The 13,158-nt window shown below is 67.4% G+C and carries 9 protein-coding genes; 5 read left to right on the top strand and 4 right to left on the bottom strand.

Translation table 11 applies throughout. The annotated features are described in order from the left end of the window. Positions 1-3: 3 nt before the first annotated feature. A complete protein-coding gene (locus QE377_RS01135) occupies positions 4-1,065 on the bottom strand; it encodes an NAD(P)-dependent alcohol dehydrogenase (protein WP_307318845.1) in 1,062 nt (353 codons plus the stop codon). Positions 1,066-1,158: 93 nt separating this feature from the next. Between QE377_RS01135 and QE377_RS01130 the strand changes: the two genes are divergently transcribed. Then, the gene (locus tag QE377_RS01130; RefSeq protein WP_307318842.1) at positions 1,159-1,743 is read left to right on the top strand and encodes a TetR/AcrR family transcriptional regulator; all 585 of its coding nucleotides are present in this window, start codon (positions 1,159-1,161) and stop codon (positions 1,741-1,743) included. Between the two features lie 149 nt (positions 1,744-1,892). On the opposite strand, the gene QE377_RS01125 is transcribed toward QE377_RS01130, so the two are convergent. Beyond that, a complete protein-coding gene (locus QE377_RS01125; RefSeq protein WP_307318840.1) occupies positions 1,893-2,519 on the bottom strand; it encodes a TetR/AcrR family transcriptional regulator in 627 nt (208 codons plus the stop codon). A 17-nt stretch (positions 2,520-2,536) separates the two neighbouring features. On the opposite strand from QE377_RS01125, the gene QE377_RS01120 reads away from it, so the two are divergent. Further along, complete coding sequence (locus QE377_RS01120) at positions 2,537-3,445, top strand: oxidoreductase (RefSeq protein WP_307318839.1); 909 nt, start codon at positions 2,537-2,539, stop codon at positions 3,443-3,445. A gap of 229 nt (positions 3,446-3,674) precedes the next feature. On the opposite strand, the gene QE377_RS01115 is transcribed toward QE377_RS01120, so the two are convergent. Together QE377_RS01115 and QE377_RS01110 are read right to left on the bottom strand one after the other, a co-directional pair. Further along, positions 3,675-6,575, bottom strand: coding sequence for a TIM-barrel domain-containing protein (locus QE377_RS01115; protein ID WP_307318836.1), 2,901 nt, complete (start codon positions 6,573-6,575; stop codon positions 3,675-3,677). 23 nt (positions 6,576-6,598) lie between these two features. Continuing rightward, the gene (locus QE377_RS01110; protein ID WP_307318833.1) at positions 6,599-9,961 is read right to left on the bottom strand and encodes a TIM-barrel domain-containing protein; all 3,363 of its coding nucleotides are present in this window, start codon (positions 9,959-9,961) and stop codon (positions 6,599-6,601) included. A gap of 182 nt (positions 9,962-10,143) precedes the next feature. Between QE377_RS01110 and QE377_RS01105 the strand changes: the two genes are divergently transcribed. From QE377_RS01105 to QE377_RS01095, 3 genes are read left to right on the top strand one after another with little or no spacing between them, the layout of a single operon-like run. Next, positions 10,144-11,373 carry an ROK family transcriptional regulator gene (locus QE377_RS01105; protein ID WP_307318831.1) on the top strand — a complete coding sequence of 410 codons (1,230 nt, stop codon included), beginning with the start codon at positions 10,144-10,146 and terminating at the stop codon, positions 11,371-11,373. Beyond that, positions 11,370-12,317, top strand: coding sequence for a carbohydrate ABC transporter permease (locus tag QE377_RS01100; protein WP_307318828.1), 948 nt, complete (start codon positions 11,370-11,372; stop codon positions 12,315-12,317). Before QE377_RS01105 ends, QE377_RS01100 begins: the two co-directional genes overlap by 4 nt. Further along, on the top strand, positions 12,310-13,125 hold the full coding sequence (locus QE377_RS01095) for a carbohydrate ABC transporter permease (protein WP_307318824.1): 816 nt from the start codon (positions 12,310-12,312) through the stop codon (positions 13,123-13,125). The genes QE377_RS01100 and QE377_RS01095 overlap by 8 nt, the downstream gene beginning before the upstream one ends. Positions 13,126-13,158 lie beyond the last annotated feature (33 nt).

Raw genomic sequence — 13,158 nt, 5'->3', positions numbered from 1 at the left:
GATTCAGGCCTCCGGCTGATCGAGATCGGACATGTCGAGTACGAACCGGTAGCGGACGTCGCCATCCTCCAGGCGGTTGAGCGCCTCGATCACTCTTGACGAGGGAAGCACTTCGACATCGGCGGCGATTCCGCGTTCCGCGCAGAACGCCAGCATCTCGGCCGTTCCTTTCGTCCCGCCCGTGCCGGAGGAGGTGAGCTTCTTGCGACCGGCCGCGAGCTCCAGAATCCGGGGCGCCGCCATCAGTGGATTGCCGACGACCGAGAGCGTTCCATCGAGATCGAGCATGCGCAGCAGCGAGGAGAGCTCGTGCTCTGCTGAAATCGTGTCGAGAATGAGGTCAAATCGACCACGAGCCTGCTGCATCTGTTCCGCATCAGTCGTCACAAGAAGGTCTGAAGCCCCGAGGGCGTGAGCATCGCCCGTCTTGTCGGCTGTGCGGCTCAGCACAGTCACTTCTGCCCCCAGGGCGGCCGCCAACTTCACGCCCAGGTGACCGAGACCGCCGAGACCGGCGACGGCGACGCGACTGCCGGCGCCGACGCGGGCTGCACGCAGCGGCTCCCACATGGTGATGCCCGCGCACATCAGTGGCGCGGCCGCGGCCGGGTCGAGCCCCGCGGGCAGATGGTAGGCGAACCTCTCGCGTACCACGTACTCTCGGCTGTACCCGCCTTTCGTGGACGTCCCGTCTATGCGATCCTTCCCGCCATAGGTGCTGACGGGGCCGAGGTAACAGAAGTTCTCCTGCCCCATCAGGCACATTGCGCACTCCGCACATGAGTCGACGAGCGTGCCGACGGCCACCACGTCACCCACCGCGAAGCCGGTCACGGCCGAGCCGACGGCCATCACAGTGCCCGTGAACTCATGTCCGGCAACGAGTCCGCTCCCATCGGACATATGCGGTGTCACGCCGTGTATCGCATGCAGGTCGCTGTGACAGACGCCACAGAAGCTGACCCGCACGGCGAGGTCATCCGCGCGGAGCGCCCTGCGATCGATCAACACCTTCCGCAATTCGACGCTGTTGCCCGTGCTCTGCCACGCGGCGGTGGTGCTCATCATGCCTCCAAAAAGAAAAACTAGTTGTTCTTTGACAGTAGTACCGCGTCACGCTCGAAAGCAACTAACTAGTCTTTCTGCTAGGATCGACCCATGGCCGATTCCTCCCTACCAACCACAGCGCGGGGGATCGCGACTCGTCGCAGGATCCTCGATGCCGCAGCGACCGAGTTCGCGCAGGTCGGCTTTGCCGGTGCCCGGATGGATCGCATCACCGCCGCGGCGGACGCGAACAAGGCGCAGTTGTACGCGTACTTCGGCAGTAAGGACGGTCTGTTTGACGCGGTTATCGTCGACCGCGTTGATGCCAGCACCGACGACGTCCCTTTCGACGCCGACGACCTGCCTGGCTGGGCGGTAAGGCTCTACGACCAGAACCTTCGACACCCCGAGCTCGCCCGCCTCATCGCCTGGACCAGGCTCGAGCGACGTCCCACCGGGCGATGGTTCGATGGCGCCCAGCACGAGCCAAAGCTGGCTGCCGTCGCAGACGCGCAGGCTGCAGGCCGTCTCAGATCGGGCGAGCCCGTCGATCTCCTGGTGCTCGTCATGGGTGCAGCCTCCGCGTGGTCGCCGACAAGTAACGTCTACACCGCGACGATTGACGAGCCCGATGGGGAGCACGACCGTCGCCGCGCGCTGCTTCGCGAATCCATCGCCCGAATCGTGGCCCCCTGACGCTCCCTGCCACAGACGCGAGTCGTCATTAGGAGTGGAGGAATCGATCCTGGCGCCTGGTGGACTCCACGACGGTATGTGGATGGGGTGCGTACGAGTGTGATCGCTTTCGTACCTACTGAACTCAGCGTGAACTGCGGCGTTAATGGTCAGGCGGTCTGATGGGGCAGGGGTAAGGCGCGGTTCCAGATCATCGTGACGACCTCTGCGGCGGCATCCAGATCGGAGTTCGAGCGGATGGCTTCGTAGAACACCCGCTCCGTCATGGCTACCAAAGCCGACACGACAGAAGCCCGCTCCGACGCCGAAGCCTCAATTGCGGCCGACTCGGTGATCTCCGTGAGGCTGCGGATGGTCTCAGCCCGAGCGGATGACCACAGGTGGTCGATGAAGGGAACCGATGGAGAAAGTTCGATGGCCGTGCGCATAACGGCACCGTGCCTGGACCACAGGTCGCGAGTCAGGTCGATGGCGCTGAGCAGACCTCCGTGAGCAGAAGTCGGCGACGCCGCCCGCCGCGTGGCAATGGCGCTCGTCAGCTCGACAGTGATCCGCTGGACGAGCGCGGCGATGACGTCGTTCTTAGACCGGAAGTAGAAGTACAGGGCTCCACGGGTGAGGCCTGCGGCCGTGGCGATCGACTCTACCGTCATGGCTTCGTGGCCGATGTCGATGAGCTGCTTCTCGGCCTCGTCGAGGATCTGTTTCTCGCGGAGCTCGCCTTTCGACGGCGCGACGATGCGGCGACCGTTCTCGTCGTAGGCGTAGGGCGACATGAAACAAGGGTAGCGAGTTGATCAAAATCAACGCGGTGTTGACTTTGATCAACTTAACGTTGAGTATGTGGGACATGACGAAGAACTTCTTGATTACAGGGGTCAGCTCGGGCTTCGGCAGGGCATTCGCGCAGGCGGCGCTGGTTGCCGGCCATGTCGTCGTTGGGACGGTGCGGAGCGAGCGCGACGCGGCAGCCTTCGGAGCTTTGACGGAAGACGGCCGCGCCCGCGCCGTTCTGCTCGATGTGACCGACGATGAAGCGGTTTCGACGGTCGTCGCCGCGGTCGAAAAGGCGCTGGGCCGCATCGACGTGTTGATCGCCAACGCGGGCTACGGCCACGAGGGCGTGCTCGAGGAGTCGCCCATGGCTGACCTGCGCCGCCAGTTCGACGTCAATGTGTTCGGCGCCGTCGCGATCATCAAAGCCGTGCTTCCGGGGATGCGGTCGCGTCGGGCGGGCCACATCCTCGGGGTCACGTCGATGGGTGGGCTGATGACGGTTCCCGGTCTCGCCTACTACTGCGGTAGCAAGTTCGCGCTCGAGGCGATACTCGAGACGCTGGGTAAGGAGGTCGCGTCGTTTGGCGTGCACGTCACCGCGATCGCTCCGGGATCGTTCCGCACCGATTGGGCTGGCCGATCAATGGTGCGCACAGAGCGATCCATTGCGGACTACGACGAGCTGATGGACCCGATCCGAGCAAATCGAGAGGCCGCGAACGGGAACCAGCTTGGCGACCCGGCCAAGGCCGCCGCGGCCGTCCTCACCGTGATCGAGAGTACGAACCCGCCGGCGCATCTGCTCCTTGGATCGGACGCGCTCCGTCTCGTGTCGGCCGGACGTGAAGCAGTCGCGGCAGAGATCGATGCCTGGTCGGAACTCACACGATCGACCGATCTGCCCGACGGAGCTCAAATCCGCTGACGCGGACGACGACCCGTTCCTTCCTGCGGGGCGGTGGAATACGTTGACCTTATAGGCGACGGGGCTGCAGCTCGTCGCGAGTGGACAATCCAGGCGGGTCCCTAGCTGCGATGCTCCGCGCGGCCCCAGCAGACGGCTGCGGCGTCGTGTTCGATTCCTCGGTGCGTCCCGCCCCAAACGCCCCTCGACCGCAAGGCTGCTGATGCAGCCTCGCTGTCGGGGACGAACGTCAGAACGCGCCGGTCGTGATTCCCGCCGAGCCGTACGGTGGCGTGTTCAGGACGTTGTTGCCGCCGGGTTCCCAGGCATCCGCGGTGTTCGGATTGCCGGCTTCCTGACGCTTGATGCACTTCCACTCGATCGCGCTCGACGGCGGGAGGTCGCCGATCACGCCCGTCCAGGTCGGATACGCGCTCGGGGTGAGCTTGATCGCGCTCGCGGGCGACCAGTTGCCCAGCTGCGGGATGTTGCCCACGACGTAGACCGACTGGCCGAAGGTCGTCGTCGCGAACTCGCACGCGAACGTCGCCCACACGGCCTCCTCGCCGAGCGTGAACGCGAACGTCTTGTCCGATGTGACCGAACTGCTCGCCGCCTTCGCGATCACCGTGCTGCCGCCCGCGTTGTACCAGCCGCTGCTGGCGGCGTCGAATGCGGCCTTGTTCGCGTACTCGGTGAGCGTGCTGCCGCCCAGCGTGACGGATGCGGCCTGGGTGCCGTCCGTGACGAGCTTGACGACCGTCGGGCGCGACGACGGCGCGCCCGCGTAGGTTCCCGATGCGGCGCCCACCGTGACTGTGGCGACGCCGCCGGACATCGACTGGCTGATCGGTGTCGTGCGCACGGCGCCGCTCTCGTACGCGGTGCTCGCGCCGTCGTCCTCGTACAGCGTGAAGGTCGATGCCGCGTCGCTCGCGTACACCGTGGTGATCTGCTCGTCGTGGACGACAGTGTCAGCGCGCAGACCCGTGATGTCCTTCGTCTCCGCGTCGACGAACGCCTGCGGGATGATGGCGCCCGCACGGGCGTAGGCGGGGAGCGTGAAGACCCCGTTGCGCCACAGGGGCACGTCGGCGATCCACTGGCCCGTGCTGACGATCCGCTCGTTCGTGTGGATGTCGATCCACTCGCCCGCCGGGAGGTACACGTCGCGCTCGCGCTCGTCCGAGCCCGCCACGATTGCGACCATCAGATCACGCCCGAGCATCTTCTGGTGGCCCATCTCACGGACGTTGTCGTCGTTCTGGTAGTAGTACACGAGCGGCGGGGCGACCGGTTCTCCGTAGAGGTTCGCGCGGTGCGCGAGCGAGTACGTGTACGGGGCGTTCTCGTAGCGGCGCACCAGGTTGGCCCGGTTGCTGGCGACGTCGCCGATCGCGTCGGGGGTCGTCTCCAGGCAGTTGCAGAGGTTCTCGGTGTGCGGGCGCAACGGTGTGTCGAACCAGGCGCTGTCGGCGAACCACTGCGTGTACAGCTCGTCGGCGTTCGCATCGAGCATCTCGCGGCGGAAGCCGCCCACATCCGACCCGTAGTAGTCGATGCCCGACATCGACATGTGCATCTGCGTGTTCTGCTGCGAGGCGAGCGCCTTCATCGTCGAGCCGATGTCGGCCGACCACATCGCCGTGCCGAAGCGCTGGATGCCGCCGGCCGCCGCGCGCGAGAGCAGGAACGGACGTGCCGTCTCATCGTTGCGCTCGTACCCGTCGGCGATGCTCTGCGCCCAGAGCAGGTTGTAGGCGTTGTGGTAGTCGGCGTGCGCGTGCTTGCCGGGGAGGACCCCCGCGGTCCAGTCGTTCGCGTCGTACATCTCGGGTTCGCCGAGGTCGAGCCAGTGGCCCATGACGCCTTCGTCGACGAGGTGCTGGCGCTGCTCGTCGTGCCACGCGGCGCCGGCCGCAGGCTGCGTCCAGTCGATCATGCCGCCCTTGCCCCACCACGGGTTGCCGGTGAGGTAGGCCGGGGCGCACGTGGAGCATCCGGCCCGGACGAGGTAGCCGTCCGCCGCCATGTCGGCGTGCTCGGGGAGATTCTTGCCCACATAGGACTCCTCGATCGGGATGATCCCGACGCCGTCGGCCTTGAGCGAGGCGATCTTGGCCGCGGGGTTCGGGAACTTCGAGGTGTCCCAATCCAGCGTGCCCATGCGGGTGTCATCGGAGTCGGCCGTCACACCGCCGAACCACTGCACGTCGAGCATCGCCCCGTCGACGGGGAAGTCCGCGGCGCGGAGCCCCGCGAGAGTGCTGTCCAGCTCCGACCAGTCGTCGTATCCGAACTCGGACACCCACAGGCCGAACGCCTTCTTGGGCGGCACGGGCGGGGTGCCGGTCAGCTCCATGTAGTCCTGGCGCAGGTCGGGCAGGTCGGGGCCCGACATGAGGTACCAGCGCACCTGGTCGCCCCACGTGCGCATCGTCCACGGGTCGCCGGTGAGGTTCCACTCCTGCTTGTAGAGCTGGTCGACGAACAGGCCGTAATTGGCGTTGTCGTCGCCGACCGCGAACAGCACCGGGATCTGCGTGTTGCCGACGGGCCCGTTCTCGGCGTCGTAGACCATCGCGTTGCCGTACGTGCCGCCGGGGGAGCGGACGCGCCCCACCCAGTCGCCGTCGGCGCTCGCGCCGGTGAAGAACTGCTGGCCGAGCCCGTACGCGTTCTCCATCGACGACTTGGTGATGTTCAGGCCCTTCCAGGCTTGTGTGAGATCGACCGGACACGTGGTCTGCAGCACCAGGTCGGGCGTGCGCGTGATGTCCGTCGAGGTGACGCACAGCGTCGAGGTGTCGACCTCGAGCCGCAGTCCCGCAGTCTGGATCGTCCCGCCGCTGCGCGAGTAGGTGTTCGGACCCGCGTAGTCGGTCTTCGCGACCTGTGGCGTGGTGAACAGCGGATTCGTCGTTCCGGGCGCGGTGCCGGCCCCGGCGAGCTCGAAATGCACCAGATCGTCGTCCAGCACCTCGACGACGAGATAGCTCGAGCCCGAGGTGAACTGGGCGCGTTGCACGCCCAGCGGCGCGGCGGCGGCGGGCTCGGCATCCGCCCAGCCGCTGATGGCGGTGAGCGATGCCGCGGCGACCGCCGCGATCGCGACGCTCGCGACGCGTCGTCGCAGGGTCAGGGTCTTCATGCGTGTCCTCCGTGGGATCCGGCTCAGCGTGCGAGCACGAGGTTGTCGAGGTTGATGCCGCCCGCGCCGCCGCTCGCGTACTCGATGCGCACGGTGTGCCGGCCGGGAGTCAGGGGCGCGCCGATCGACGCGGTGCCCCAGGTGTCCCACGATCCGGTCGAAGGCAGGGTGAGGGTGCCGACGGACGTGCCGTCGACGCGGATGGTGCGCACGGCCGACGTCGTCACGCCGTTGCCGTAGCGGAAGCGCAGCTGGTGCGTCCCGTTCGCCTCGGCCCACACGTCGAACTCCACGGCGTCGCCGCTGTCCGAGAAGCCGTCCACGAAGCCGACGCCGGTGTAGCCGGGGTGATCGGTGTTGGTGCTGACGGCGGTGTGCGCTGCGAACTCAGCCTCATAGGCGGCCTTGTCGACGCCGCTCAGGACGATCGCGCGGGTCGAGGTGCTCGCGCCCACCTTGACGTAGGTCAGCTGCTGCACCGAATCCCAGAACCACCCGGTGCTCGCCGACGCGAGCGCCGAAACCGAGGCGACCTCGGAGACCGCGGAGCCGGCCACGGTGACGCCGGAGGGCTTCGTCCCCGACACCTGGTACGTCGCCGCGGTGGTCAGCGGCGGCGCCGAGACCGACACGGTGCGTGCCACACGGTCGGCGGTGACCGAGATGGCGCGGTGGGCGTCAGCCGAATCCTCGAAGTAGTCGTAGGTGCTCGACTCTGCCGGGTAGATGCGGAAGGTGAGGTTGTCGTAGGTGTCGACGTCGTTGCCGATGGTCCCACCCAGCTGGTACGCGTCGTTGAGGTTGAGCGGCACGACCGCCCCCGCCTTGGCGTACACCGGGATGCTGTCCGTGCCGGCGTAGTACTGCTTCACGCCGTCGCCGATCGCGCGTCCGCCGTTCCAGAAGTCGTACCACTCGCCCGCGGGCAGGTAGACGTCCTTCGTGGTCTGGCCCTGCGTCGTGATGGGAGCCACGAGCAGCTGCGAACCGAAGAGGTACTGCTGGTCGTAGGCGGCGGCCGCGGCGTCACCGGGGAACGCGAGGCTCATCGCTCGCATCATCGGTACCCCGGTCGTGGCGCTGTCGTCCGCCTCCGTGTAGAGGTACGGCACGAGGTTCATCCGCACGTTCGCGAACTTCGCGAACGTGGACACCACGCTCGTGTCGCCCGTGCGCGCCTGCACGTTCCACGGCGTGCGCGCCTCGGACGGGCTGGGGTCGGCCTTCTCGGAGTGGTACTGCATGATCGGCGAGAACGCCGCCTGCGACGTCGAGCGGAGGTACAGCTCGGAACTCGGGAACGACCCGGTGAAGCCCGCGAGGTCCCACGCCCAGAAGGGCACGCCCGACTGTCCCGCGCTCTGGCCCGCGCGGACCGCCTCCTGGAAGGCGCCGAACGTCGAGGCCTGGTCGCCGGCCCAGAAGATGGACTGGCTCTGGCCGCCGGACGTACCCGCGCGGCTGAAGATCGTGCCGTCGCCGTTAGTCTTCGCCTGGACGTAGTCGTTGTAGGCGCGCGTGTACTCGTTGGGGTACGCGTTGTGCATCTCGTCGCCGCGACGTCCGTCGGCCACCTGCAGGTCGCGTCCGAAGAGCGCTTCGCTGCCGTCGGTCTTGAAGCCGTCGACGCCGAGGTCGTCGAGCAGGTACTGGCGTTTGCTCATCCACCAGCTCGTCGCCGCGGTGCTCGTGAAGTCCGGCACGGTGCTGTCGCCGAACCACTGACCGGTCGGGATCCGGTAGGGCTCGCCGGCACCGTCCTTCACGAGGAAGTTCTGCGCCTCGGCGTACGACTTGTCATTGAGATGCTGCTGCGGGGCGGTCGACGGGTTCGAGGAGAAGTTCTCCTTGAGCACCGGGATCTGCCACAGGATCACCTTGACGTTCTGGTCGTGCGCGTCCTGGATCATCTGCTTCGGATCACTCCACGCGCCTCCGGCGGGGAAGGTCAGATCGGCATAGTCGAGCGAGCTGCTCCCCGCCGTCGGCGTGTACTGCGCGTCCTTCCACAGGTAGAAGGTCGCCTCGTCGCTCCACTGCTCGAGGACGAGCACGCTGTGCGGGATGCCGGAGGTGTCGACCTGGTCGAGCCACGCGTCGACCTCGGCCTGCGTGTTCCATTCGTTGGCCGATGCCCAGAGGCCGAACGCCCACTTCGGGGGCAGCAGCGGACGCCCGGTCACGGCGGTGTAGTCGTCGAGGATCGCCGCCTGATCGCCCGCGAAGAACTGGTACGTGAGCGTGGAGTCCAGTGCGCCGCCGGTGTCGACGGTGAACCCGGCCATGTCGGAACGGTGGGTGGCGAGGTTGAAGATCGCGTAGCGGGTGCTCGGGATGTGCACGCCGTAGCCGGCGGAGTTCGCGAAGAAGGGCACCGAGTAGTACGTGCGCCGGGTCGCACCCTGGTCCTGGTACTGGTTGTAGACGTAGTTGTGCACGTCGGTGCCGCGGTGATCGAGCCGGTCGTAACGCTCGCCGAAGCCCTCGAACCGCTCGCCGGCGGGCGTCAGGTAATGGTCTTCGATCTTCGTCACGGTCGAGCTGCCGTCACTGGCCCAGCCGATGTTGCGGAACTGCGCCGGGTCGTACTGGCGGGTGATGAGCGTCGTGCCATCGCCCTTGTACACCGAGAGCCGGTAGGGGCTCTTGTCGATCTTGAGCACCAGTTCGCTCGTGGCGATCGTCACCTGCGAGGCGCCGTCGGTGAGCGTGTATCCGGTAGGTCCGCTGAGACTCAGCCCCGAGCCGGTCGGGGCGATCTGCACGTCGTAGCCGTCGGGACGGGGGAAGGCGAAGCGCACCTTGGGGGTGAAATCTCCCGCGCTGTCGCCCGTGACGATGTCCACCGACGTGCCGTTGTCGATCACGTCGGTCACGTCGGTCACGGTGCTCCACGAGGTGGTCGCGAACGTGAAGGGGCCGATGTCGCGCTGCCCGCCGCCGTTCACGTCGGCGTGGACGGTGTACTGCACGTCGTCGCCGCGCGAGAAGGATCCGAGATCGACCTTCCAGTAGGTGTTGTTGCCGGAGTTGTAGTCGTAGCTCGCGCCGCGCGGGGTCTGCGCGACGCCGTTGACGGTCCACGTGACCCAGACCGACTGGCCCGAGGCGATCGGCCAGGTCGTCGCCCGGACGGTGACGTTCTCACCCGCCATCGGATCGCGTGGGGAGCGCTCGGTCGGCTGCGAGGCGTACAGCTCATCGTCGCCGTACGGGTCATGCCACACACCGTTGAGCGTGTTGGCGTGCGCCGGAGCGGCCGTGAGCAGGGCGACGACGAGGGCAGCCACGAGCCCGGCGGCGAGCACGATCGCGCGGCGCGGTGCCGCATGCAGCACGGTGCGGGCAGTCGCGAGCAGCCGCATCGTGCGGGCAGCGTCAGACATAGGAACCCCTTTGTTCAGGCCTGTATTTAGTGGAAAATATGGACCACCTATGCCCCCGAGGTCAAGAGCATGTATGCATCGGCGTGGCCAACACTGTCGGCGGAAGCTGCCGCAAGGAATCGAGTTGACGGCGCATGCACATCCGCTCTAGAGTTCGTTCAGACCTGAACAAAGGGGTTCTCTTGCCGTCATCCTCTGCCCGCGCCGACGTCACCCGCTCGGCTGTGCTCGCCTTCATCGGCGGCAGCGGTCCCACCTCCCGCGCCGATCTCGCGCGAGAACTCGGGGTCTCGCCCGCGCTCATCACCCAGCACACACGTCAGCTGATCGCCGACGGATTGCTCGTCGAACTCGACCACAGTCCGTCCAGCGGCGGACGCCCCGCCCGCCTGCTCGGCCTGGTGGCGGACGCGGGACGCGCGATCGGTGTGAAGGTCGTCGCGGACCACATCACGGTCGTGGAGGTCGGGATCGACGGCACCGTGGTGCGCTCGGCCACCGAGCCGTTCGATGCGGCGTCCGGGACGGCGATCACGCGCCTGGGCGAGAAGCTCCGCGCGTTCATCGGTGGCGGCGACGGCGCGCCGCTGCTCGGCATCGGCGTCGGCGTGCCCGGCAACGTCGACGAGCAGGCCGTGGGGACGGTGGACTCCACGCAGCTCGGATGGCAGCGCGTCCCGCTCGGCGAGGCGCTGCGCCGCGAGCTCGATCTGCCGGTCCTGGTGGAGAACAACGTCAACGCGCTCGCGATCGCCGAGGCGCTGCACGGCCAGGCGCGCGGGCACGAGAACGTCCTCGTCCTCACGATCGGCACCGGCGTCGGTGCGGGACTCGTCACCGACGGTCGGGTGCTGCGCGGGCGCAGCGGGGGAGCCGGGGAGATCGGCCACGTCCCGGTCGAGGAAGACGGCCCGCTCTGCCAGTGCGGTGGACACGGATGTCTGGAAGCCCTCGTGGGCCAGGCGGCGCTCGTGCGTCGCGCGCGCGACGAGGCGCTCATCGGTCCGGATGCCGGCATCGCCGCGCTGCGCTCGCTCGCGGACGCGGGCGACTCCGGGGCTCAGAAGCTCTTCTCCCACGCCGGGCATCTGCTCGGACGCGTGCTGGCCGGCGTGGTGAACGTCGTCGACCCCGAGATCGTGATCCTGCTGGGCGAAGGCGTGGAGTCGTGGCGGCACTGGTCGTTCGGATTCGAGCCGGCGTTCCGTGCCGGCCTGATCCCGCGCAACCGTGCCGTGCCCGTGGCCGTCGAGACCTGGCAGGACGACCGCTGGGCCCAGGGGGCGGCGTCTCTCGTGCTCTCCACGCCGTTCGACGACCAGGGCCGCTCCGGTGAGCAGGGCCGGCTCGTTCGAGAGCGTCTCGCGGTCGCCCGGGCGACCGAGCCGGGCGAGAGCGGTCAGCCGACATGACCCCGACCTTCCGGCCGCTCCCCGTCGAGGAGGGGCGCGAGGCGGTCGAGACTCCGCCCGTGCGCCGCCGCCGGGGGCGCGTGCGCTACGCACTCGTCGTCCTCGCGTTCCTGCTGCCCAGCGCCGTCCCACTCGCGATGTTCACGATCTATCCGATGTTCGGGGCGTTGTGGACGAGCCTGCACGAGTGGAACCTGCTCGCCCCGATGAAGTGGGTCGGGTTCGACAACTACGTGCACCTCGCCCAGGATCCGGCCACACAGCGCGCGTTCTTCAACACGCTCTACTACCTCGTCGGCTACCTGCCGCTGGTCTACGTCGGGGGACTGGCACTCGCGCTGGCACTCAACGTGCGTCTGCGCGGTCGGAACATCCTGCGCGGCGTGTACTTCCTCCCCGTCGTGACGAGCTGGATCGTCGTCGCGCTCGTATGGCGCTGGCTGCTCAACCCCTCGGTCGGCATCGTCAACGCCGCGCTCGCGGTGTTCGGCATCGACGGCCCCGGGTGGTGGACGGATCCGGCGTGGTCGATGCCGTCGATCATCCTCGCGTCGGCGTGGAAGGACCTCGGCTTCGTGATGATCATCCTGCTCGCCGGTCTCCAGGCCATCCCGACCGAGATGTATGAGGCGGCCAAGGTGGACGGCGCAGGCCCGTGGCGGCGCCTGTTCAACGTGACGCTGCCGCTGCTGTCGCCCTCGACGTTCTTCGTCGTCGTGATCTCGCTCATCAACGGGTTCCAGGTGTTCGACCAGGTGTACGCGATGACCGGCGGCGGTCCTGCAGGATCCAGCACCGTCGTCGTGCAGCAGATCTACGACCTGACCTTCCGCTACGGGGCCGCGGGCGAAGCATCCGCGCTGTCGTGGATGCTGTTCATCCTCGTGCTCGGCGTCACCGTCGTGCAGATCGTCGGGCAGAAGAGGTGGGTGACCTATGCGTGAGAGAACCAAACGCGGTCTGCTCACCGCGGTGCTGATCCTCGGCGCCCTCGTGATGTTCTTCCCGTTCCTGTGGACGCTGTCCACGTCGCTCTCGCCGGGAGCGGGACTGGATGCGACCCCGAAGCTCATCCCCGACGAGCCGTCGTTCTCGGCGTACCAGACGCTGTTCGCCGAGCTGCCGTTCGCCCGGATCATCGCGAACTCGCTCGGACTCGCCGTCGTCACGGCCGTGCTGCAGCTGGTGACGAGCTCGCTCGCCGCCTATGCGTTCAGCCGCTTGCCGTTCCGCGGACGCGGCGTGGTGTTCGCGCTGTACCTGGCGACCATGATGATCCCTATCCAAGTGCTGATCGTGCCGCTGTTCGTTCAGATGCGCGATCTGGGGCTCGTCGACACCTACCTCGGCGTGCTGCTCCCCGGCGTCGCGAGCGCGTTCGGCGTCTTCCTCCTGCGTCAGGCGATGAACGGCGTGCCGCGCGAGCTCGACGAGGCCGCGACGCTGGACGGCGCGGGGCACTTCCGCATCTTCGGCACGGTGGTCCTGCCGCTCGTGGGGCCCACCCTCGCCACGCTTGCCGTGTTCTCGTTCATGAACAGCTGGAACAGCTTCCTGTGGCCGCTCATCATCCTGCGCTCGGCTGAGCTGAAGACCCTTCCGCTCGCGCTCGCCGGACTCCAGGGCCAATACACCACCCAATGGGACGTGATGATGGCCGGTTCGGTCGTCAGCATCCTCCCCATGCTCGCCATCTATCTGTTCGCCCAGCGCTACGTCATCCAGGGCGTCGCGTCGAGCGGCATCAAGTGACCCGCACCACTCCCACCCGCATCCATATCGAAG

Source organism: Microbacterium sp. SORGH_AS_0862, assembly GCF_030818795.1.
Classification (GTDB): Bacteria; Actinomycetota; Actinomycetes; order Actinomycetales; family Microbacteriaceae; genus Microbacterium.
This window is presented reverse-complemented; position numbering and strand designations above follow the sequence as displayed.